This window comes from Pedobacter sp. ASV1-7, assembly GCF_040203335.1.
Taxonomy (GTDB): Bacteria; Bacteroidota; Bacteroidia; order Sphingobacteriales; family Sphingobacteriaceae; genus Pedobacter.
Map to the genome: position 1 here is coordinate 232,658 of NZ_JBEHBV010000001.1, position 23,509 is coordinate 256,166.

Consider the following 23,509-nt stretch of genomic DNA (forward strand, 5'->3'; position numbering starts at 1 on the left):
ATGTAAAAATAATATGCCTAATATTGTGTCCAGTTATGAACAGCACCATATACCAACCCTTTAAAAACTTCGATTTTAAATATAAAAACTGCTTTTTAAGCGGAGATACTTTCTCTTCAGCACTTGAAGAAATCAATATATTACCAGCATGGCTGCTAGAGGTTGCAAACTTTAGCGGGGAAGAGCAGATCAAGCTGCTTGATGAAAGCGTAAGGTCGTACAACACTTTAAAAGTTCCTTGTAATTCTGAGGTATTAACGCAGTTTGTCCAGCCTTTGGAGTCTAAAATTTCGGATGCTTTTGCTAAAGGATATGAAGGTGTTTCGCAATTGGAGGAAGCTGACCTGTTTAAATGGATTGGTAAATTTATATATAGTCTGATCTATATTGAGATGAATGCTGCAGTAAAGTTACAACAGCTAAGTGCCGATGGTGTGAATATGTCGCAGGGGTTGATGCATAAATTCGGTAACCTGAATACCATGATTCAGAGTATATATAGAGAGGTGATATTTGAAAACTTTACACCATGGTCAATCATTGTTGTTCCTTTGGAAGATAATGATACGGCTTTTAGCTTCAGGGACGAAATCAATACCCTTACTTTCTCTTTAAAGCTGAAAGATTTTGCCATTATTGCTTGTTTGCAGGATAATGGTACTAATAAAAAGTATCATCAGGAGTTGTTAGAGCAAATCGGAACTAAAGCTTTATCTGCTCCTCAGTTTGAAGAACTTTGCGCACGTTTCTTTTACTCTGCATACCTGTTTAACCGCTTGCCTGAATATGCAATCATGCCTGTTGAAGGTGCTATTTATATTGATGCAATGCCGCTGAAAGGTACATTGAATAAGCCGTTGTTTGATCATTGGCAACATAAGACCTATGCACAGGTATTACAAGATTTCTGGAAACCTTGGGGGCATACTTTGTTCGAGATCATAAAAGATCCGACGAAGCCAATTAGTTACTTTGAGCCGGCAGCTTTACCAGAAACCAATTAACCGATTTTAAACATTAGTTGGTTTAGGAAGTGAGGGATAACCCCAGGGACAATTAGTATAGTGATAATCATGCCTGCTAATGCGCCAAAGAAATGTGCATCGTGGTTGATGCTGTCTCTTGATTGCTTAGAGGCGTACACACAGTAAACCAGGTATAATGGTCCAAATATGATTGCCCAGATGGGAATTGGAAGAGGGAATATCATCATGGAAGAAAAAGGTTGAAATAGAATATAGCTGAACAACACTCCACTTATCGCTCCTGATGCGCCTAAGCTATTGTACCACATATCATTCTTATGCTTCATTACTGAAGGGATGTCACTTAATATCAAACTTAGGAAATAGATTATGCCGAATTGCCATGAACCAATCATTGCTTCAAGCTGAAAAGCGAAGAAGTAAAAGGTCATCATGTTAAATAACAAGTGCATCCAGTCTGCATGGATAAAACCACTGGTAATTAGCGTATATAGTTTATACTTTCTTGAAACGCTGTAAGGATGTAGCATAAATTTACCATATAGATTATGATCATTAAAAGCATAAATGCTGGTTACAACTGTAAATAAAAATATAATAGAGGCTACAGGGGTTTGGTTAAGGTAATCCATTGAAATGATTTCAGTTTTTAATATAAAGTTTTTGAAGAAAGGCCTATTGATCCGAAGTGAAATCTAAAGCCGAGGGAAAAATAGGTATAAATATCAGGATTCCCGTTTTTAAAATTAACCGAAGAGTCATCATATCCATCTAAACCTTCACCAAGGGTGATATTGCTCTGGTAGTTAATATTGATGCCATATTTATAGTATCCATCTCTGTTCATGAAGTTGAAATTGATGCCCAGATTTAAAGGGATATATAAATCTTTTGATTTATTCAGGCCAGGGAATGCAGAGCCATCGCTGGTATTTATTCGCTGAATAAATTTCATGTCATTCATGATAACTCCTGCTCCTGCACCTATGTAAAGCCCTTTGATTACATTTGCAAATCCTGTCCTTTCATAATCTATTAATGAGCCAAGAGCTATTTTTCCATTAAAGTTAAATGCTTTATAACGGTTGGTAAACTGGCGGTTATAGGGGTCGGTATAGGCATCACCACCATTAATTTCCCCCATTTGTCCTTCAAAGCCTAAACTTAGAAAAGGGGTGAAATAATAATCAAAGGTTCCATACCCTGCAGTACCAAAGTTGTTCTTTGCCACATCTGCAAAAGACTGTGTAATTCCTACTCCTGCACCAATTGTCATTTTGTGAAAGTTTGACTGTGCCTGTGTGTTAAGGCAAAGTAAGAGGGTCAGTAAAGAAGTTAAAACTAGTTTCAGATAGATCTTGTTTAAGTATGTGGTCAAAACTATAATCTTTATATAACTTTGTGCTTTTATAAGAGTATGCTAAAATATATAAATAAAAACAAATCCCTTCAAAACAGGTTCATAAAATATGTTCAGATAGATACGCAGTCAGACCCTATGTCGCCAACTGTACCATCAACTGAGAAACAAAAGGATCTGGGCAGAGTTCTGGTTGCTGAGTTATTAGACCTAGGCATAACTGATGCACACCTTGATGAACATGGTTATGTTTATGCAACGATTCCTTCAACTACGGATAAAAAAGTTCCAGTAATCTGTTTCTGTTCGCACATGGATACTTCACCAGATTGCAGTGGTAAAAATGTGAAGCCAATTATTCATGAAAATTATCAGGGACAAGATCTGGTTTTGCCTGATGATAATTCTGTTGTATTGAAAATGAAAGAACATGCTGATCTTAAAGATCAGATCGGGAATGATATCATCACTGCAAGTGGTACTACTTTATTAGGAGCAGATAATAAAGCCGGAGTGGCGGAGATTATGGAAGCTGCTGCATTTTTAATGCAGAATCCTGAATTTAAGCATGGAGTAATTAAGATTTTGTTTACTCCTGATGAAGAGATTGGTCGTGGTGTCGATAAGGTAAATCTGGAGAAGCTGGGTGCAGATTTTGCTTATACAGTTGATGGTGAAACTCTTGGGTCTATTGAAGATGAGACTTTTTCTGCTGATGGAGCTGTGCTGACAATTAAAGGTGTAAGTGCGCATCCGGGGTTTGCTAAAGGGAAAATGGAAAGTGCTATTAAAATACTGTCTGATGTAATCAGTTCATTGCCGGCCGATTGTCTTTCTCCTGAATCTACAGAATTGAAAGAGGGTTTTATTCATCCGGTGAGTATTAGTGGAAATGTAGAAGAGGCTGAGGCCCGTTTTATCTTACGTGCCTTTAATGACGAAGAATTGGGCGCTAATGGAGAGTTACTGGATGCTACAGTGCAAAATATTATAGAAGACTTCCCAAATTCTACATATGAATTGAAGATTACTGAGCAATACCGCAATATGAAACAGGTGTTAGATCAGTATCCTCAGGTTATTGAATACGGTATTGAGGCGATAAGACGTGCAGGAATTACTCCTAAGCAGCAAAGTATCAGAGGGGGTACAGATGGCTCTCGTTTATCGTTTATGGGTTTACCTTGTCCGAATATATTTGCCGGAGAACATGCTTTTCATGGTAAACAGGAATGGGCCTCTGTTCAGGATATGGAAAAGGCGGTTGAAACAATTGTTAATATCGCTGCAATCTGGGAAGAAAGAGCATAAGCTTACACTTGTTTAGTGTATTAAATGGGTAAAGACTAACGTGTGTTAATCAACACGCGTTAGTCTTGCTAAATACTGATCTGAATCGTCCTCAAATATAATCTCAGCAAGCCATCCTGTGGCTTTTGCAATTTCAATAAGTGTTTTCTGATCTACATAGATCCATTTAAACCAATTGCCTTTTACACTTTTGTATTCATATCTAAAGTTTATCTCACCGAAGTAACCGCTTTCAGGAAATGGAATTTCAAGGTACAGATAAGATAAGTCAGAACTATCGAATACAAGCTGACCTTCTTTGTTAATCAGATTTTTTGCTTGTTTGAGAAAGGCTTTTAAGCCAGGGATAGAGCCTGTAAGACCAATCCCGTTCATCATAAAAAGCAAGGTGTCAAATTTTTCTTCACCATTTGCTACCTTATAGGTAAGAATGTTACCTTCTATTGCTTTTTTTAAGCCTCTTTGTTGCATAATAGTTACTGCAGAAGCGGAAATGTCCATGCCTGTTATGTCAAAGCCTCTCCTCTGCAGAATCAATGCATGACTACCTACACCGGCACCAACATCAAGTATTTTCCCTTTACAAAGGTCAAGTGCCTTAAGTTCAAGTTCCGGCATTTCCTGCTCGTCTCTGAAGTAAATGTCTACCGGCATTTCTTCCGGTTCATCATATGAATTGTGTACCCACAGGGTTTCAGCCGGTGGTTTTAAAAACTGATCTTTTAAGGCTTCTCCAAAAACATCCATGCCGCAAAGATAGAAAAGAGATTGCTTTTAAAGCTCAAATTCCTGATGATACTCTGGAATGGATACTTTTTCGAATCCTGCATTAACAATACGTTGGGCAAATTTTTGCTGGACATCATATTCGCCATGTACTAAAAAGACTCGCTTTACTTTTTTTGGATTCTGAATCGATAAAAACTGTAAAAGATCTTCGTAATCTCCATGTGCGCTCATTGATTTAATAGACTGAACCTCTGCGAGTACATCATAATCTTGTCCGAAAAGCCATACTCGTTTTTGTCCGGCAATTAAGCGGCCAGCTAAGGAGCCAGGACTGGCATAACCTACCATTAGAATTGTATTCTTGGGATCGCTTATGTTATTCCTGATATGGTGTCGTACCCTACCACCCTCGGCCATTCCAGATGAAGATATGATAACGCAGGGCTGCGGATCATTGTTAAGAGCTTTGGACTCATCAACGCTTTCAATAAAGCGTAGACCTTTAAATCCAAAGATATCACGATCTACTTTTAGCACTTCTTTTACACCATTGTTATATACATCAGGATGATTTTTCAGTACCTCAGTTGCTTCAAGTGAAAGCGGACTGTCTACATAGTATGGGATGTTTGGTAATACCCCTTTTAATTCTAATGCATTTAAAGCATAAAGTAATTCTTGCGTACGGCCCACACTGAATGCAGGAATTACTACTTTTCCTTTTTTTTCGAGACAGGTCTGAGTAATAATTTTGCCAAGCATCGTTTCTATGGGATCAAGGTCAATATGTAAGGAGTCTCCATAGGTAGATTCCATAATAATGTAGTCTGCTTGTGGGAAGGTTTGGGGACTTTTTAATAAAAGGTCTCTATATCTTCCTACGTCTCCGCTAAAAGTGATACGTGTTTGTTTGCCATTCTCTTCTAACTGTAAATGTACTGCGGCACTGCCTACAATATGTCCTGCGTCTGTAAAGCGAACTGAGATGTGTTCTTCGATCTGAAAATTCTGTTCGTATGGTACGGTTTTAAATTGTCGAAGGGTTTGTTGTACGTCTTTATCAGTGTAAAGAGGCATTTCCTGATCCTCTACCGTCTTCATTTTCCTGTTCGCATATTCCGCATCCTGCATTTGTATTTTGGCAGAATCGAGTAGAAGAATTTCTGCCAGGTCTCTGGTTGCAGGAGTGCAGAAAATAGAGCCACTGAAGCCTTCTGCAACTAAACGAGGGAGGAGTCCACAATGGTCAATATGTGCGTGTGATAAAATAAGATAAGTGACTTTCCTAGGGTCAAATCCAAAGGATTCATTTAATCTTTCAGTAATATCGCCCATACCTTGAAAAAGACCGCAGTCGAGCAAGATTTGAGTTCCATTATTTAATGTGATCAGGTGTTTGCTACCTGTAACCGCACGTGCAGCACCATGGAAAGCGACTTTCATTAATCTCTATTATGCTCTTACTTTAGAAATAGTTTCTTTTACTTGATCAGTTACATCTGCTATTCTGTCTTTTGATGCATCTATAAGGTCACAAAACCAGTTAGATACCTTATCTTTCATTTCTTCGTTTTTATCAGAAGCTAATATCAATGCAATGGCAGCTCCTAAGGCAGCTCCTGCTAAAACGCCCGCGATTATCTTTGTTTCTTTCTTCATAGCAATTTTGTTTATCGAATTTATAAATGTGCGTACGCATTGGGATGAATACACATGTGCTTGTAAGATAAACAAAAATAAAGCCGAATAGTTTGGGTCAGAAGAATTCTATTAATATTTTTTTATCCATATTATAGGCAATGTCCATAAATTCGGTTTGCTTAGTTATAGTAATAATTAAAAGTATAAAGTGACTAAAGTCTAACCTGACTCCAACTATTCCCCACAAAAGTCGGTATGATCTTGGAATATAGTTGGATTATAGTTGGAGTCATGTCATTAATTAAGCAGTCGAAACCCAAAAATAAGGACAAAAAAAAGTTGATCATCGTTTTATCAATGATCAACTTTTATAATGTTGAACGAAATGTTATTTTACTAGTGTTCCTTCAAAACTAAATAAAGCGTCTTGGAAGTTGTTTAATAACGTCATTTCTATGCTAGAATCAGATAAGAATGAGAACGAAAGTGCTCTGCTAGTTCCTGAGGTTGACATATAAGATTTGCTCATTTCAATATAAATGAAATTAGAGAATGTTAATGCTGCAAAGGAGGGGTATTCTTGTCCGCCTATTGGTTCAACAACAACTTCATTAGCGGCTTTTCTAGTTACTTTAACTTTTACATTATTATAATCAACGCTGGCAATTGATAGTTTTCCCTGGTAAGTTCCTTGAACTTCTGTTGATTTGTCCGTGTTTTGAACTTCTTCTTTTTTCTTGCTACAAGAAGATACTAGTACAACGAATAATAATAAAATAGGTAGAATTGCAATTTTTTTCATAATAAATGATTAGGGTTAAAAATGATTAAACGAGCCATTAGAAAAAATTATGCCAAAGGAGACTAATTTGTGGGTGATTTTAAGAGAGATTATATGGTAGAACATCTATATTGTCTTTAACTGTCTGTAAATTAAAAAAATAAGCGAATGATTATATGGGAATGATAATCTGGATTTTTTTAAGAAATTCTGAATAAGAATTGAGAAAAAGTGCTGGCTGCGTATATAAAAGGAAACAGGGACTATCTTTCGACACGTCCCTGCTATAAAGATGGTCGATCCACCACAGATCAACCTAAACCAAACAAACTGCAACTATAACGGAGAATGTTGCGGAAAAGTTTGAAGAGCAAAAAATAAAAACATTCTAATGACAAAAGGAAAAAAGAAGGTGATTTTTCTATAAATAGGGAGGCGAAGCAAGGTGGATTATATGTGTATTTGTGTAAAGAAGGTATGTTGGTCAGGCAGCCGGGTTTATTTTGATAGAATTTTTATATCGCCAAGTGTTTGACAATTAAATATTTCTATCTATCTTTGCAGTCCCTAAAAATTAGGGGGAATAAATAATTGTTTAACAAATTAAATACAAGCAAGTGAATACGTTAAGTTACAAAACTGTCTCTGCCAATGCAAAAACTGTTAACAAACAGTGGGTTGTTGTGGATGCTGAAGGCGAGATTTTGGGGCGCTTGTCATCGAAGATCGCTATGATCATCCGTGGTAAAAACAAGCCTGATTACACCCCACACGTAGACTGCGGTGATAACGTTATCGTTATTAATGCAGACAAGATTAAGTTGACCGGAAATAAAATGAACGACAAAGTTTATATTTCTTACACTGGTTATCCAGGTGGTCAACGCTTCATTTCTCCAAAGGAGTTATTAGCAAAACATCCTAAACGTGTTCTTGAGAAGGCTGTGCGCGGTATGTTGCCTAAAACTAAATTAGGTGCAAAATTGTACACAAACCTTTTTGTTTATGCTGGTGCTGAGCATCCTCACGCAGCGCAATCACCAAAAACCATTAAACTTTAATTAAAGAAGAGATGTCAGTTACTAACACTTCAGGAAGAAGAAAAACTGCAGTTGCCCGTATCTATTTAAAAGAAGGCAACGGCACTATTACCGTAAATGGTAAAGATCACAAAGAATATTTCCCAACATTGCCTTTACAATACATCGTTAACCAATCATTCACAGTTTCTGAATTAGTTGGTCAGTATGATGTAACTGTAAATGTTGCTGGTGGTGGCGTTAAAGGTCAGGCAGAAGCTGTTCGTTTAGCTATTGCTAAAGCTATTGTTGAATTAGATGCTGAGAAAAAACCAGCATTGCGTGCTAAAGGGTTAATGACCCGTGATATGCGTATGGTTGAGCGTAAGAAACCAGGACGCAAGAAAGCACGTAAGAAATTCCAATTCAGTAAACGTTAATCTTAAGGAGACAAAACAATGGCAAGAACTACATATCAAGACTTACTGGATGCAGGTGTACACTTTGGTCACCTTACCCGTAAATGGAACCCAAAAATGGCACCATACATTTTCATGGAGCGCAATGGTATCCACATTATAGATTTAAATAAAACTTTAACTAAAACTGAAGAAGCTGCTTCAGCAATCAAACAGATTGTTAAATCTGGTCGTAAGATTCTTTTCGTAGCTACTAAGAAACAAGCTAAAGAAATCGTTGCTGAGCAAGCAAAAAAAGTAAACATGCCTTACGTAACTGAGCGTTGGTTAGGTGGTATGTTAACTAACTTTGCAACTGTACGCAAGTCAATCAAGAAGATGGTTACCATCGATAAAATGACTAAAGATGGAACTTACTCGATTCTTTCTAAGAAAGAGCGTTTAATGATTCAACGCGAGCGTATTAAATTAGAAAGCTTATTGGGTGGTATCGCGGATTTAAACCGTTTACCAGCTGCTATCTTCTTAATTGACGTTAAAAAAGAGCACATCGCTGTTAGCGAAGCGTTGAAACTAAACATTCCAACTTTTGCGATGGTTGATACCAACTCTGATCCTTCTAACATCGATTTCCCTATTCCAGCGAATGATGATGCTACTAAATCTATTTTCTTAATTACTGATGTAATCATCAAAGCAATTGAAGAAGGTTTAGATGAGCGTAAACGCGAAAAAGATGAGGAAACTGAGAAAGAAGCTGTAGCTGCTAAAGCTGCTGCTGATGCTCCGGAAGCTGCTGCTCCTGGTGCAAGAAGAAAAAAAGTTGAAGCTGATACTACTGAAGAAGGTTCAAGCGAAGAAGCTTAAATAATATAACAGGGTTGTGTATGGTGCGTTGCAGTTTATACTACAACAAATCGTGCACAACCCTTATTTTTTGATTATAATTTAAAAGGAAATAAAATGTCTACAGTACAAATTTCTGCAGCTGATGTAAACAAATTGCGCCAACAAACTGGTGCTGGTATGATGGACTGCAAAAAAGCATTAATCGAAGCTAACGGTGATTTCGAAGCTGCGGTTGATTTTTTACGTAAAAAAGGAGCTAAAGTAGCTGCATCTCGTCAGGATCGTGATTCTAATGAGGGAGTTGTTATCGCTAAAGTTACTGCTGATGGTAAGCGTGGTGTTGTAGTTGAGTTAAACTGCGAAACTGACTTCGTTGCTAAAAATGCTGACTTCGTAGCTTTAGCTAATAAATTTGCTGATTTGGCTATCGATGCTAACCCTGCTTCAGTAGAAGAACTTTTAGCCCTTGAAATTGACGGACAAAAAGTATCTGATATCATTGTTGAAAACACAGGTAAAATCGGCGAGAAAATTGGTATTTCTAAATTTGAAACCGTTTCTAGCGATTTAGTTGTTCCTTACATTCACGGTAACTACCGTTTAGGTGTATTGGTTGCTTTAAACCAGTCTGTTGCTGGTGCTGAAGAAGCTGGTAAAGATGTAGCTATGCAAATTGCTGCTATGAACCCTGTTGCTTTAGATAAAGCTGATGTTGACGCTACTACTATTGAGCGTGAAACTGAGATTGCTAAAGATCAGATCCGTGCTGAAGGTAAACCAGAAGAAATGGTTGAAAAAATCGCTGCTGGTAAATTAAATAAATTCTATAAAGACAATACTTTATTGAATCAGGAATTTGTTAAAGATTCATCTAAAGATGTACGTAAATTCTTAAATGAAGTTGCTAATGGCTTAACTGTTGTTGCCTTCAAACGCGTACAATTAGGAGCTTAATATTTAATTAATTTTTTGAAAGAGGGCGTCTTTAGATGCCCTCTTTTCTTTTATGGGAAGAATTAAAAAGCAATAGCTGTTATTTGTCCCATGCCTTTTCCAGAAGTTCGAGTCTTTCCGGGTTTATCGGATCAAAATCATACAGGTTATATACTTTAAATGGTTGTAAACCTGCTTTAGTGATCTTAGCATTTTCAAGCTGTGCTTCTCCTGTTTTTTGGTATTCATCCTTTGTCAGGACCAGAAAATCGACATACAGATATTCTATATTTTTATATTCTCCTGTGCTACTTATCGATATCTCACGGTCGGTGTCAAACGAAACTTGTATGATTCGATCTTTCAACATCCAGACTACAGAACCTTCCTTGCCATAGTCTAATAAATAGGTAGCATAGTCCATTACTGGCGTGCCTTGTCTTGACATTTCCTTTTGTTCTGGCGTCATGTCTTTGGTAAATTCAGCCTCTACTTTGGCGTTATGTTGGTCATACTTCTGCATTTCAAAGGTTTTTCCATACTTCTTGAAAAGTTTGTTCAGTAAGGAATCCAGTCCGTTTTTATGTTCGAATTTGGTTTTCCCGATTATTGCTGTAAGTTTTTTCTGAGCATCGGTTTCTAAAATCACCTGATTAAAATAGATGGAGTCAAACTGTGCGATACTGTCAGCAATCTTAGTTTTGAGTACATATCTTTTTTCTGGAAACTTGAAATGATGCTGGTCTCTGACAGGCCCGCTAAAATCGGCATTTTTATCATATAGAAATACTTCATAATTATTTCCGGTAAACCCGGACTCTGTTGTGTCGAGTAGTTTAGAGACTAATTTTTCGGTGTTTTCATTAAACGTTATTTTTGCAAAGTCAAAACTGCTACCTTTTGTTAAGATTGAAGGCTGTATAAAAGCAGTATTTCTAGTTGAATTTTGTTTACAGGATAGTATTGAAGCAGATAACAGAAAACTAAAAAGGTAAAGGAAGTTGCTTTTCATCAGGGAAATTGTTTTTTACAAGGTTGATTTTATTCGTGTTTTGAGAATATAGCCACTAAGATAATTATTGGGCGTAAATTTTCTTTACCCTATCTTTGGGTAACGACAATTGAAATATCATGATCGCAATTACCAACTGTAAGCTCTTCAAAGAAAACACATTGCTTTCTGATCAGATAGTTCTGATCGAAAATGGAAAGATAGCTAAGATCTCTAACGAGAAATCTCCTGAAGGTTATCAGCAGGTTGATGCGGGTGGCGACTTATTAACTCCTTCATTTGTTGACCTTCAGATTTATGGTGGAGGTGGTGCGCTCTTTTCTGCTTATCCCAGTGCAGAATCACTTCGAAAGATGGATAATGATTTAATGGGTAAAGGAACGACAAGCTTTCTGGCTTGTGTAGCGACAAATACCATGGAGGTTATTTACCAATGTCTGGATGCTGCAAAAGAATACAGATCCCAGGCAAAGGGGTTTTTAGGATTGCATCTGGAAGGTCCTTACCTGAATCCTAAGAAAAGAGGGGCGCATATTGAAGCTTATATTCACAAAGCAAAACTTGATGAAGTAAAGCGCTTGCTTGATTATGCTGATGGTACAGTGAAAATGATGACCCTCGCAGCGGAGCTTCAGGATGATGAAGTTATTAATTACTTACTGGATAATGAGGTGCTTTTATCTTTAGGGCATAGTGATGCTAGCTTTGAACAGGCTACGAAGGCGTATAACAAAGGGTTTAAGACAACGACACATTTGTTCAATGCAATGCCATCGATTCATCACAGGACTCCTAACTTGCCTGTAGCATTATTTAATCATGCCACTGCAATGTCTAGTATTATTGTTGATGGCAATCATGTTGATTTTGAAGTAGTGAAGATGAGTTATAAGCAGATGAAAGAACGTTTGTTTTTAATTACTGACGCGGTCTCAGAATGTAAAACCGGACCATATCAGCATGAACTCTTGGGGGATAAGTTTATTACTGCTGACGGGACGCTATCTGGCTCTAATATCACTTTGTTGCAGGCTGTACGAAACTGTGTGGAACATTGTGGAATTCCGCTGAATGATGCGCTAAATATGGCTTCTTCATATCCCGCAAATCTCATTGGGATGGGGGATGAAATAGGGTCTTTGCAAATTGGAAATAGGGCTAACCTGCTGTTACTGACACCTGAACTTGAGCTTAAGGAAGTATTTGCAGATGGTTTGCAAATTTGATCACTCAATAATTAAAACAATTAGTTATTTTTGGAGCCATGAAATATAAACGGATCCTGCTGAAATTAAGCGGCGAGTCGCTGATGGGCGAAAAGCAATATGGTATTGATAATGAGGTTGTAAGACAGTATGCTGAAGATATTAAGGCGGTACATGCACAAGGCCTTGAAATAGCAATCGTTATTGGTGGAGGCAATATTTTTAGAGGATTAAGTGCTGAAAAATCAGGCATGGATCGTGCTCAGGCGGATTATATGGGGATGCTTGCTACAGTAATTAACAGTATGGCATTACAGGACGCACTTGAAAAAGTTGGCCTGAAAACACGTTTGCTTACTGCGATTAAAATGGAACAAATCTGTGAGCCTTTTATTCGTAGAAGAGCAGTTCGCCATCTTGAAAAAGGACGTATTGTGATTTTCGGTGCCGGCACTGGAAATCCTTATTTTACTACGGATTCTGCAGCAGCTTTACGTGCAATCGAAATTAAAGCAGATGTGGTATTGAAAGGAACACGTGTAGATGGAATATATACTGCTGACCCTGAAAAGGATCCTACTGCTGTTAAATATTCAGAGATTTCTTTCAAAGAGGTTTATGCTAAAGGATTGAACGTAATGGACATGACTGCATTTACACTTTGCGAAGAGAATGAATTGCCGATTATCGTTTTTGATATGAATAAAACAGGTAATTTCATGAAAATCGCAAATGGTGATGAGATTGGAACACTTGTTAAGAACTGATGCTAAATAAATTTTATAATTTTGGTTAAATTTTACAAACAATGAATGACCTCATAAAGAAACAATTACAAGATGCCCAGGCAAACATGGACAAGGCGATTGACCATTGTGAATCTGAATTAACTAAAATCCGTGCAGGAAAAGCTTCTGCGGGAATGTTAGATGGCATATTTGTAGATTATTATGGTAGTGCTACTGCTTTATCTCAGGTGGCATCTATCAATACACCAGATGCACGTACTTTACTTGTTCAGCCTTGGGAAAAAAATATGTTGGTACCGATTGAGCGCGCCATTATGGAAGCAAATATTGGTATCAATCCTCAGAATGATGGTGTTGTAATCCGCCTGGTTGTTCCTCCTCTAACTGAAGAGCGTAGAAAGGATTTGGTTAAAAAGGTTAAAGAGGAAGCTGAACGAGGTAGAATTACTGTTCGCAACATCCGTAAAGATGCCAATGAGAAAATAAAAAAGCTTAAAGCAGAAAGTGTTTCTGATGATGAGATTAAAACAGGAGAAGGAGAAGTTCAGAAAATAACTGATGCTTACATCCTTAAGGTTGATAAACATGCGGAAGCAAAAGAAAAAGATATTATGACTGTTTAATAACGGATTATAATCTACTTGTAAATAAAAGGGAATGAAAATAATGCTTCATTCCCTTTCTTTATTTTTGACAACATTTTTTTGAATCATTTACGGTCTTTGCAACCTGATCTACATATGAAGATTTTATTCAGCTATTTAAAAAACTATAAGGGACTGATTTTTCTGGCTCTTTTTCTGGCTGCGGTTAACCAGATATTTTCATTTCTGGATCCTTATGTGTTTCGTCTGATTATTGATAAATACGTAACAAATTATAAAGAATTTACTACAGATGAGTTTATAAAAGGTGCTGGTGTACTTATTTTGTTGGCTATGGGTGCAGCAATGGTTTCTCGTATTGCCAAAAACTTTCAGGATTATTATGTAAATGTAATTACGCAACGGTTGGGAGCTCAAATTTATTCCGATGGTTTGGCACATTCGTTAGAATTGCCTTATCAAGTGTTCGAAGATCAGCGCAGTGGTGAAACTCTTGGCGTCTTGCAAAAGGTAAGAATCGATACAGAAAAGCTGGTGCAGGCAGCAATTAATGTTTTATTTACCAGTATTGTAGGAATCATCTTTGTTACCGTGTATGCTATCTCGGTATATTGGGTAATAGCAGTAGTGTATTTTGCTTCTATTCCTTTACTTGGCTTTTTAAGCTCTGTTTTAAGTAAGAGAATCAAGAAAGTACAAAAGACTATTGTTGCAGAAACGACTTCATTGGCGGGCTCAACTACAGAGTCACTGCGCAATATTGAACTGGTGAAAAGTTTAGGTTTGGCAAAACAGGAGATCAACCGTTTAAATACAACTACTATTAAGATTTTAGGCCTGGAGCTTAAAAAAGTGAAGTATATCCGTAGCTTGAGCTTTATTCAGGGAACCTTTGTGAACTTGTTACGTAATGGATTATTGTTCCTGATGATGTATCTGATTTTTGCCGGGCGGATTACGGTGGGTGAATTCTTCTCTTTGTTTCTCTATTCGTTCTTTATTTTTGGTCCGCTGCAGGAATTAGGAAATATCATCAATATTTACAGGGAAACAGAAGTCTCGCTAAATAATTTTGAGCGGATTATGTCGATGCCAAAAGATAAGAAACCAGACAATCCGGCAACGTTGACAAAAATTACCGAGTTGGAGTTTGAAGATGTCGGGTTTAAACATCAATCAGCTACTACAAATGCACTAAATGGAATTAGTTTTAAAACCGGGATTGGAGAGACCGTTGCTTTTGTTGGTCCGTCAGGCTCTGGAAAGACAACATTGGTTAAGCTATTGGTAGGGCTATATGGCCCAAAATCCGGTGATATTAAATACAATGGTATTACTGGAAAAAATATAGACCTGGATGTATTGAGAGAGAAAATTGGTTTCGTTACCCAGGATACTCAATTGTTTTCTGGAACCATCAGAGAGAACTTACAATTTGTAAGGCCGAATGCTACAGATGAAGAGTGTATGCGGGTATTGAAACAAGCGGCTTGTCAGAACCTTTTGGCAAGGGCAGATAAAGGCTTAGACACCATGATTGGTGAGGGAGGAGTGAAAGTGTCAGGTGGCGAGAAGCAACGTTTATCTATCGCGCGTGCATTGCTGCGTAAACCTGATATTCTGGTGTTTGATGAAGCAACTTCATCGTTGGATTCGTTGACCGAGGAAGAGATTACAGCAACGATAAGAGAGGTATCTGATATAGACAACCACATTACTATATTAATAGCACACAGGCTATCTACAATTAAACACGCAGACAGGATTTATGTGCTTGAAAAAGGTAATGTAATAGAACAGGGCACACACAATGAACTGGTTGCCCTGAATGGTTTGTACTACGCAATGTGGAGACAACAGATCGGGGAGCGGCTGACTTCTGTTTAATTTTCCGGAACTTAAGGGTTACCTCACAAGGTCATAAAAATCAAGATAAGCTGTTCTCATATCCTCTGCCTGATTTATAGAGGAAGATGCAGCTATTCCAAAGATGCCAGTGTTCATCAGAGGCTCAACATCGCTGAGGGTAATACCACCAACAGCAAGTACAGGAAAGTCTATGTTCAGGTTTTTTAAGACCGTTATGGCTTTCATATATCCTTCAACCCCTAATAGTGGCGCATTATTTGGCTTTGTAAGAGTGGTGTAAAAAGGTCCGAACCCGGCATAATCAGCTCCTTCTTTGGCTATTCTAATTAAGTTATCTATGGTAGTGGCTGATCCTCCAATCGTCATGTCCTCGCCTAACTGTTCACGTAACCTTACAAAATCAGCATCAAAGTCTTCTATATGAAATCCCTGTATGTCTGCTTTTCCAGCTAAATGTATATGATCTGTGACGATCAGGGTAGCCCCCCAGTCGTCACAGATTTCTGCAATAGCATTGATATCTTTCAGAAGCTCATCATCATTTTTAGTTAAACAACGATATTGAATCCATTTTGCACCAGCAGAGCAGGCGATTTGTGCTTGTTCAATATGACTAAGCTTTTGAATATCGTGTGTAATAAACTGTAATTTTTCGATGAACTTCTTCATGATATTATATGCTGTTGGATTTAGAATTTTAGATTAAGCGAAAGTAAGAAATTAGTTCCGGCCTGTGGGAAGTAAAAGTTTTCTGTAACTGTAGCCCATGGATAGATAGAGCTGTAGGTATATCCATTACTTTCATATTTTTTGTCAAGAATATTGTTAACCAACAACCCAATATTAATGTTTTTTATCCCTTTTAAATTGAAATCGTAACCCAGGCGTGCATTGTTTACCCAATAAGCATCTAACTTTCGGTTATCATTTTGAGTGTTATCCATGTATTGCTTACTTACATATTTGCTTTGCCATGCTACAGCTAGGCCCGATAAGGGCTTGTATACTAACTCGCCAAAAAGTACAGTGTTGGGCGAGAAAGAAATGTCAGGGTTTGCATAGTTGGTAGCCTGAACATTGATTAAGTCAAAATTAGCATCGTATTCGGAAACATAATCGATGTAGTCTTTAATTTTATTCCTGCTTAATGCAGCATTGGCATTCACAGCAAACTTAGAGCTAATGATATAAGAAGCATCAAGCTCAATACCCATACGTGAGCTTTTATCTACATTCTGACGGTAAGGATCGCCACCGTCATTCACCTCTCCGGTAAAAATCAGCTGATCTTTATAGAACATGCCATATACATTAATACCGGCATTGAAATCGGTGTTTTTAATCCGGTATCCTGCTTCAATATTATTCAGACGTTCTGATTTAGGTACTGCTAATCCTGCTTTTAAATTGATAAAATCATCACGGTTAGGTTCCTTATTTGCAACGCTGAATGAAGCATAGAGATTACTTTCAGTGTTTAAGAAATAAGTAGCACCGAATTTAGGGTTAAAGAAATTATAGGTGTTATGGAAATCAAGTGTATTACGGTTTTTGTCTAGACCAGTGATATCATAACTAACATTTCTGTATTGTAAATCTGCAAATAAGCTTAATTCACTAGTTGGGCTATAATTTACTTTTGCATAGCTATTGAAATCATCTTTATTTCCTTCGCCATCGTAATAGTGGTAGTTATTCGCAGCAGTTGATGCATATTGCGCCCAAATGATTTCACCAAAGTGCTTACCTCTGTATTGGTTGTAAGCACCACCAAGTGTAAAGTTTAAATCAGATTTTGGTGTATAATTGAAGGCATATGTTACGCCGTAAAAATCGTTGTCTAACCAGCGACGGCGTACAAGATCGGTCTTTGCTACATCAACACCACCTGCATTTGCATTAGGCAAACCGTATTTTGCAAACTTCTGCTGGTTTTTGTATTCTTCATAAAAACCTTTACCATCTGTGTAATGTAAAGCTCCATTAAATGAAAACTGCTCATTAAACTGCCGCGCATATATAGCCTGGTAATGCGTTTGATTATAGTTGTCGTTCTGATCTTTATAAGTAAACTGATTATATGTTCTATTGTTTGAACCGAAAAAGTTATCCCGATCTGCATCTGTATAGTATAAGTAATCTATATTGTTGTCGTAATGCTCTTGCATTCCAGCTAGATCACCTTTTAACTTTGCTTCCGGAACACCATTCCATGCCTGATAGGTTTTTTCTGAACCACCAAATACGTTAACTCTTAATAAGTCCTTTTTTCCGTGGTACGCACCGCTTAAGAAGTAGGATTTAAGGTCGGCCGCTGCACGGTCAATAAATCCATCAGATTTTATTCTGGATAAACGGCCGTCAAAACTCCATTTGTTGTCGATTAATCCCGTGCCTAGTTTAACTGTGTTTTTTAAGGTATTAAAGGAGCCGAAAGTGTTATTCAATTCTGCATAAGCTACATCAGAAGAGGATGTAGTTTGGATATTTACACTACCACCAAATGCGCCAGCACCGTTGGTAGAAGTACCAACACCTCGTTGAATCTGGATATTGTCGACAGAAGATGCGAAATCAGGCATATTTACCCAGAAAACACCTTGACTTTCACTATCATTGTAAGGAATGCCATTTACAGTCACATTTACCCGGCTGGCATCACTACCACGGATACGGATTCCTGTATAACCCACACCTGCACCAGCGTCGGAAGTTACGATTACACCGGGAGTATTATTTAAAATAAATGGTAAGTCCTGACCAAAATTGTTTTTTTCAATTTCTGCTTTGTCGATGTTTTTGTAAGTGGTAGCCGATTTTTCGGTTGCTCTTGTGGCTTTTACGATCACTTCATCAGCGAGGAAAGCGGAAGGATTGAGGGTGAAATCTAAGGTTTCATCAGTATTGATTTTTATCGTTTTTTCAACCGTTTTGTATCCAATATAACTTGCGGTAAGGCTGTAGTTCCCTGCTTTTAAATTGTCAAACTGATATTTTCCTTGCACATCTGTAGTCATGCCTGTAGCTTTATTTTTAAGCCTTATAGATGCTCCCGGTAGTGCTTTGCCTGATTTTTCGGATACTGTCCCCGAAATACTGAACTGAGCTGTCGCCAGAACTGGCAATAGCAACATCGCCATTACGGCAATCATTAATCTTTTCAATTTTTTAATTTTTAGTAAAACCACTGCAAGTAAGGGGTACTTACAGTCCAGTTAAACTCCATAACTCCAATCCCTACGCCGGCATTATCCGGATCAGGTGCATACATCTTTGTGCAGATGTAATGGGTATGCTCTCAGCCTGTTTTTGTGTTTTTGCAAAACAAGGCACCCCCTTTTGATGCCGCAAATGTACTTGCTTATTTGATGAATAACAAGAAAAGAAGTTTTTGTTACTTTGTGGCGATAAATTGATCAACTGCTGCAATAGCATTGGATAACCTGTTTTCAAGTCCACTTATAATGGTGTAGCGGGCATTTAATGCATCAAGTTCCTGCTTCCATACTTTCATGAAATGATTTCGTTTGTGGGGAAAATCACGCAAAGGATCTTCTTGCCAGGGAAGGTCGATGTCCATTAGCAGGTATAAATCATAGTGGTATTGTGGAAGTGCTTTCAGGACAACTTCTGGTGTTTCTCCGAAAACCTCATCGCTCCATATTTTTACAGTAAGGAACGTGGTGTCGCAAAATACCAGCTCTTTTTGTGCAACTGCCAGTATTGATTCTTCAAGTGCAACTTGTCCATGGAACATATTGATTTCATCCTGCAGATTACATGGCTCTGTCAATGCAGCACAATAATAGCGGGCATATTCAGGTACCCACAAAGTGTTGTAATGTGCCGCCAGTTGCTGAGTGATGGTTGATTTTCCCGTGCTTTCGGGGCCCACAATTGCTATCTTTTTAAATTGCTTGTTCACGGTAGTTCCTCCTCCAGTCTAAATATCCTTTAATAGCAATGGCAACCAGAAACGCGTAAAATATTGCGCTAAGGTTTAGATTTTTGTAAATGTATAATGGGATATAGCAAATATCAACAATAATCCAGAGTATCCAGTTTTGCAATATCTTCCTGGTCAGTAACATTTGGGCAACAAAGCTCATCGCGGTACAGAATCCATCTTCATAAGGGACATCTGTATTGGTATAATGATCAAGAAATAGACCGAGTAAAACAGATAAGACCAATATGGAAAGTCCTGCCAGCAGCCATCCCTTTCTGCTTAAGTTTTCAATGGGTTTATCATGACTTACCTCTTTTTTTCTCCAATAGTACCATCCGTATAATGCGGTAAAAAGAAAATAAAACTGGAGCGCCATATCCCCATACATCCTTGCTTCAAAAAAAACGAAAGCATAAGCAATTACGCTGATGATAGATATGGGCCAACTTAATATATTTTCTTTCGCAGCGAGATATATACAAGTGAAACCAGTGATTACTCCCAACCATTCAGGCCATGTAGTATGTTTAAACTGATCAACGATTAATTGAAGAAATTGATGGGCTTCAAATAGCATGGTCAAAAGTAGCTACCTGATTTGATTAAAAAAACAGATATCAGATTTTATGAGACTTTAAAGTTTCTGAATGTATTAAAATGTGCTAATTTGCGTTATCAAATAGACTATTGCTTAATGGTTGTATTAAAAATGAATAAATAGATGAAACGAACAGCTATAAATTATTTGATGGTAACGGGATTGGCGATTATCCTGTTTTCTTTCTCTTTTATTAAAACAGGAAATATCCGTGGGAAAGTACTTCCTGCTGAAGCTGCAGCTGAGGTTTTAGCTGTATTAGGTTCTGATACCTTAAAAACAGTAGTGAACAATGGAAATTTCACTTTCCCAAATATTAAAACAGGAACATATACTATCCTTGTAAAAGGGATTCCGCCGTATAAGGATGTGTCTATAAAAAATGTGGCCGTAATTGATAGTGTAACTACGGATGTTGGAGTGGTTAAACTTCAGCAATAAGGGTTTTATTTTTAGTGTATTAGGAAGTTTTTAGTGCCTCCTTTTTTATTTGTTATGGTTTTTTAAAAAATACCTGATTTTTAATGTGCAAAACTGTATCTTTGCATCCCGACAGATAAGTCGGAGCAATACATCCTATCACAGGAATACCTCTCAACTTTTCTGGTCTGAAACTGCATTTTTTACCACTATTTATAACATTAGACTTTTTAAAGCCTTATGCCTAAAGACACCTCCATACGCTCAGTACTAATTATCGGATCTGGACCTATCATCATTGGTCAAGCTTGTGAATTTGATTATTCAGGATCTCAAGCCGCATTATCATTAAAGGAAGAAGGGATCGAAGTATCGATTATCAACTCTAATCCTGCAACAATTATGACCGACAAGGTGATTGGCGATCATGTTTACCTTTGGCCTTTAACTGTAGATTCAATTGAGCAAATCTTACAAGAACGCAAAATTGATGCTGTATTGCCTACTATGGGTGGACAAACGGCATTGAACCTTTGTATAGAAGCATCTGAACGTGGAGTTTGGGAAAAGTATGGGGTTAAAGTGATCGGTGTGGATGTTGCTGCAATTGAGAAAACAGAAAACCGTGAAGCTTTCCGCCAGTTAATGGTAGATATAGGTGTGGGGGTTGCTACTTCAAAAATTGCAAACTCTTTCCTTGAAGGAAAAGAAGCAGCACAAGATATTGGCTATCCACTTGTAATTCGTCCTTCGTACACGTTAGGGGGATACGGAGGTGGTTTCGTACATAAGAAAGAAGAATTTGATCAGGCATTAAAACGTGGACTTGAAGCTTCTCCAACCCATGAAGTATTGGTAGAACAAGCAGTTTTAGGATGGAAGGAATATGAATTAGAGCTGTTGAGAGATAGTAATGACAATGTGATCATTATTTGTTCTATCGAAAACTTTGATCCTATGGGTATCCATACCGGGGATTCAATCACAGTGGCTCCTGCAATGACTTTGTCTGATCGTTGTTATCAGGAAATGCGTAACCAGGCTATCAAAATGATGCGTGCGATTGGCACCTTCGCGGGTGGTTGTAACGTACAATTTTCGGTAAATCCAGATAATGATGAGATTATCGCAATCGAGATTAATCCAAGGGTTTCTCGATCTTCTGCTCTTGCGAGTAAAGCAACAGGTTATCCAATTGCAAAAATAGCTGCTAAACTGGCTATCGGTTATAACCTTGACGAGTTAGAAAATCAAATTACTAAAACAACATCAGCATATTTCGAGCCTACACTTGATTATGTAATTGTAAAAGTTCCTCGCTGGAACTTTGATAAATTTAAAGGCGCTAACATGGAGTTGGGCTTACAGATGAAATCTGTAGGTGAGGTGATGTCCATTGGACGTACTTTCATAGAGGCACTACAAAAAGCTTGTCAGAGTTTAGAAATTGGCAGAGCTGGTTTAGGTGCTGACGGTAAACATAACCGTAACATTGACGAAATCATGCAGGGCCTTGAGCATGCGAGCTGGAATCGTTTGTTCCTGATTAAGGATGCTATGAGTATGGGTGTGCCTTTGGAATCGATCCGTAAGGTTACTCGTATTGATAAATGGTTCTTGTCACAAATTCAGGAGCTGGTTAACCTGGAGGTAGAACTGAAACGCTACTCATTAAACAATATCCCTAAAGATTTCTTCTTTACCTTGAAACAAAAAGGGTTTTCTGATGTTCAGATCGCTTATCTGCTTGGTAATGTGACTGAGGATGAGGTTTACGAACGCAGAAAATCATTAGGTATCAGAAGAGTTTATAAAATGGTTGATACTTGTGCTGCGGAGTTCCCTGCACAAACGCCATACTACTACTCAACTTTCGAAGAGGAGAATGAATCTATAGCTTCTGATAAAAAGAAAATAATAGTATTGGGATCAGGCCCTAACCGTATTGGTCAGGGTATTGAGTTCGATTATTCTTGTGTACATGGTTTGCTTGCAGCTAAGGAGACCGGTTTTGAAGCAATCATGATCAACTGTAATCCTGAGACTGTATCTACAGACTTTAATATGGCTGATAAGTTATACTTTGAGCCTGTGTTCTGGGAGCATGTCCGTGAGATCATCGAATTGGAAAACCCGGTTGGTGTAATTGTTCAGCTGGGTGGTCAGACAGCCTTGAAAATGGCAGAAAAGCTACATGAGAATGGTATCAAAATCATCGGAACTTCATATAATGATATGGATGTGGCTGAAGATAGAGGGCGCTTCTCGGATCTTTTAAAAGAGCTTGATATTCCTTATCCTAAATATGGTGTTGCAGAAAATGCTGAAGAGGCAATAGTTGTTGCAAATGAAGTAGGTTACCCGGTATTGGTTAGACCAAGTTATGTATTGGGTGGACAAGGTATGAGCATCGTGATAAATGATGAAGATCTTGAAAAAGCAGTAGTTAAATTATTAGGAGATCTACCTGGTAACCGTGTATTGATTGACCACTTCCTGGATAGAGCAGAAGAAACCGAATCAGATTCGATCTGTGATGGCGAAGATGTTCATATTATAGGATTGATGGAGCACATTGAGCCTGCAGGTATTCACTCTGGAGATTCTAGTGCAGTATTGCCACCATTCAGCTTATCTGAAAAAGTAATGAATGACATGGAGGCTTACTCTAAGAAGATTGCCAAAGCATTAAACGTAATTGGTTTGTTAAACATTCAGTTTGCAGTTAAAGATGAAAAAGTATATGTAATTGAGGCTAATCCAAGAGCATCAAGAACTGTTCCTTTCATTGCTAAGGCTTATGATGTTCCTTATATCAATATTGCAGCTAAGGTGATGTTGGGAGTAAATAAACTGAAAGATTTTACCATCGAGCGTAAACTAGAAGGTTATGCCATTAAAGAACCGGTATTCTCTTTCAATAAATTCCCGGAGGTAACTAAAGAATTAGGCCCTGAAATGAAGTCTACTGGTGAGGCAATCAGGTTTATTAAAAATACTGAAGATCCTTACTTCATACAATTGAACAGAGAAAAGTCGATGTACTTGTCTAAATAAAAAAACGGGTTGTAGCA

23 protein-coding genes are annotated in these 23,509 nt (G+C 37.8%); 12 read left to right on the top strand and 11 right to left on the bottom strand.

What is annotated here, in order from left to right; translation table 11 throughout:
* The first annotated feature begins 35 nt into the window (after positions 1-35).
* Positions 36-1,004, top strand: a complete 969-nt coding sequence (locus tag ABDJ41_RS01090; protein WP_349783884.1) for a hypothetical protein — start codon at positions 36-38, stop codon at positions 1,002-1,004.
* On the opposite strand, the gene ABDJ41_RS01095 is transcribed toward ABDJ41_RS01090, so the two are convergent.
* Both ABDJ41_RS01095 and ABDJ41_RS01100 read right to left on the bottom strand, forming a co-directional pair.
* On the bottom strand, positions 1,001-1,618 hold the full coding sequence (locus tag ABDJ41_RS01095; protein WP_349783885.1) for a rhomboid family intramembrane serine protease: 618 nt from the start codon (positions 1,616-1,618) through the stop codon (positions 1,001-1,003). The two genes, ABDJ41_RS01090 and ABDJ41_RS01095, sit on opposite strands and share 4 nt — an antisense overlap.
* A 17-nt stretch (positions 1,619-1,635) precedes the next feature.
* On the bottom strand, positions 1,636-2,262 hold the full coding sequence (locus tag ABDJ41_RS01100) for a hypothetical protein (RefSeq protein ID WP_502930315.1): 627 nt from the start codon (positions 2,260-2,262) through the stop codon (positions 1,636-1,638).
* Between the two features lie 141 nt (positions 2,263-2,403).
* Here ABDJ41_RS01100 and pepT point away from each other — a divergent pair, with 141 nt between their 5' ends.
* On the top strand, positions 2,404-3,657 hold the full coding sequence (gene pepT / locus ABDJ41_RS01105) for a peptidase T (RefSeq protein ID WP_349783887.1): 1,254 nt from the start codon (positions 2,404-2,406) through the stop codon (positions 3,655-3,657).
* A 45-nt stretch (positions 3,658-3,702) separates the two neighbouring features.
* On the opposite strand, the gene ABDJ41_RS01110 is transcribed toward pepT, so the two are convergent.
* The 4 genes from ABDJ41_RS01110 to ABDJ41_RS01125 form a co-directional block, all read right to left on the bottom strand.
* Entirely contained in the window at positions 3,703-4,404 is a 702-nt protein-coding gene (locus tag ABDJ41_RS01110; RefSeq protein WP_349783888.1) for a class I SAM-dependent methyltransferase, read from the bottom strand.
* Positions 4,405-4,431: 27 nt separating this feature from the next.
* Positions 4,432-5,829 carry an MBL fold metallo-hydrolase RNA specificity domain-containing protein gene (locus ABDJ41_RS01115; RefSeq protein WP_349783889.1) on the bottom strand — a complete coding sequence of 466 codons (1,398 nt, stop codon included), beginning with the start codon at positions 5,827-5,829 and terminating at the stop codon, positions 4,432-4,434.
* A 9-nt stretch (positions 5,830-5,838) separates the two neighbouring features.
* Entirely contained in the window at positions 5,839-6,045 is a 207-nt protein-coding gene (locus ABDJ41_RS01120) for a YtxH domain-containing protein (protein ID WP_349783890.1), read from the bottom strand.
* A 370-nt stretch (positions 6,046-6,415) separates the two neighbouring features.
* Positions 6,416-6,829, bottom strand: coding sequence for a hypothetical protein (locus ABDJ41_RS01125; RefSeq protein ID WP_349783891.1), 414 nt, complete (start codon positions 6,827-6,829; stop codon positions 6,416-6,418).
* 596 nt (positions 6,830-7,425) lie between these two features.
* Between ABDJ41_RS01125 and rplM the strand changes: the two genes are divergently transcribed.
* The 4 genes from rplM (at position 7,426) to tsf (ending at position 10,049) form a co-directional block, all read left to right on the top strand.
* The gene (rplM, locus tag ABDJ41_RS01130; RefSeq protein ID WP_349783892.1) at positions 7,426-7,869 is read left to right on the top strand and encodes a 50S ribosomal protein L13; all 444 of its coding nucleotides are present in this window, start codon (positions 7,426-7,428) and stop codon (positions 7,867-7,869) included.
* An 11-nt stretch (positions 7,870-7,880) separates the two neighbouring features.
* Positions 7,881-8,267, top strand: a complete 387-nt coding sequence (gene rpsI, locus ABDJ41_RS01135) for a 30S ribosomal protein S9 (protein WP_084288523.1) — start codon at positions 7,881-7,883, stop codon at positions 8,265-8,267.
* 18 nt (positions 8,268-8,285) lie between these two features.
* On the top strand, positions 8,286-9,113 hold the full coding sequence (gene rpsB, locus ABDJ41_RS01140) for a 30S ribosomal protein S2 (protein WP_349783893.1): 828 nt from the start codon (positions 8,286-8,288) through the stop codon (positions 9,111-9,113).
* Between the two features lie 96 nt (positions 9,114-9,209).
* On the top strand, positions 9,210-10,049 hold the full coding sequence (gene tsf / locus ABDJ41_RS01145; protein WP_349783894.1) for a translation elongation factor Ts: 840 nt from the start codon (positions 9,210-9,212) through the stop codon (positions 10,047-10,049).
* Between the two features lie 79 nt (positions 10,050-10,128).
* Here the strand turns inward: tsf and ABDJ41_RS01150 are convergent, their stop codons facing one another.
* Positions 10,129-11,040 carry a hypothetical protein gene (locus tag ABDJ41_RS01150; RefSeq protein ID WP_349783895.1) on the bottom strand — a complete coding sequence of 304 codons (912 nt, stop codon included), beginning with the start codon at positions 11,038-11,040 and terminating at the stop codon, positions 10,129-10,131.
* Between the two features lie 119 nt (positions 11,041-11,159).
* On the opposite strand from ABDJ41_RS01150, the gene nagA reads away from it, so the two are divergent.
* From nagA to ABDJ41_RS01170, 4 genes are all read left to right on the top strand, one after another.
* Complete coding sequence (gene nagA / locus ABDJ41_RS01155; protein ID WP_349783896.1) at positions 11,160-12,266, top strand: N-acetylglucosamine-6-phosphate deacetylase; 1,107 nt, start codon at positions 11,160-11,162, stop codon at positions 12,264-12,266.
* 38 nt (positions 12,267-12,304) lie between these two features.
* Positions 12,305-13,012 (top strand): UMP kinase, encoded by a 708-nt coding sequence (gene pyrH, locus ABDJ41_RS01160; protein WP_349783897.1) that lies wholly within the window; start codon positions 12,305-12,307, stop codon positions 13,010-13,012.
* Positions 13,013-13,053: 41 nt separating this feature from the next.
* Positions 13,054-13,617, top strand: coding sequence for a ribosome recycling factor (frr, locus tag ABDJ41_RS01165; RefSeq protein ID WP_349783898.1), 564 nt, complete (start codon positions 13,054-13,056; stop codon positions 13,615-13,617).
* Positions 13,618-13,734: 117 nt separating this feature from the next.
* Positions 13,735-15,486, top strand: a complete 1,752-nt coding sequence (locus ABDJ41_RS01170; protein ID WP_349783899.1) for an ABC transporter ATP-binding protein — start codon at positions 13,735-13,737, stop codon at positions 15,484-15,486.
* A gap of 18 nt (positions 15,487-15,504) precedes the next feature.
* Here the strand turns inward: ABDJ41_RS01170 and ABDJ41_RS01175 are convergent, their stop codons facing one another.
* The 4 genes from ABDJ41_RS01175 to pnuC form a co-directional block, all read right to left on the bottom strand.
* Complete coding sequence (locus ABDJ41_RS01175; RefSeq protein WP_349783900.1) at positions 15,505-16,137, bottom strand: thiamine phosphate synthase; 633 nt, start codon at positions 16,135-16,137, stop codon at positions 15,505-15,507.
* Between the two features lie 20 nt (positions 16,138-16,157).
* Entirely contained in the window at positions 16,158-18,620 is a 2,463-nt protein-coding gene (locus ABDJ41_RS01180) for a TonB-dependent receptor (protein WP_502930325.1), read from the bottom strand.
* 242 nt (positions 18,621-18,862) lie between these two features.
* Positions 18,863-19,393, bottom strand: a complete 531-nt coding sequence (locus ABDJ41_RS01185; RefSeq protein ID WP_349783902.1) for an AAA family ATPase — start codon at positions 19,391-19,393, stop codon at positions 18,863-18,865.
* The gene (gene pnuC, locus ABDJ41_RS01190; RefSeq protein WP_349783903.1) at positions 19,377-19,994 is read right to left on the bottom strand and encodes a nicotinamide riboside transporter PnuC; all 618 of its coding nucleotides are present in this window, start codon (positions 19,992-19,994) and stop codon (positions 19,377-19,379) included. The genes ABDJ41_RS01185 and pnuC overlap by 17 nt, the downstream gene beginning before the upstream one ends.
* A gap of 144 nt (positions 19,995-20,138) precedes the next feature.
* Between pnuC and ABDJ41_RS01195 the strand changes: the two genes are divergently transcribed.
* Both ABDJ41_RS01195 and carB read left to right on the top strand, forming a co-directional pair.
* Positions 20,139-20,456 carry a carboxypeptidase regulatory-like domain-containing protein gene (locus tag ABDJ41_RS01195; RefSeq protein WP_349783904.1) on the top strand — a complete coding sequence of 106 codons (318 nt, stop codon included), beginning with the start codon at positions 20,139-20,141 and terminating at the stop codon, positions 20,454-20,456.
* 219 nt (positions 20,457-20,675) lie between these two features.
* On the top strand, positions 20,676-23,492 hold the full coding sequence (carB, locus tag ABDJ41_RS01200; RefSeq protein ID WP_349783905.1) for a carbamoyl-phosphate synthase large subunit: 2,817 nt from the start codon (positions 20,676-20,678) through the stop codon (positions 23,490-23,492).
* Positions 23,493-23,509 lie beyond the last annotated feature (17 nt).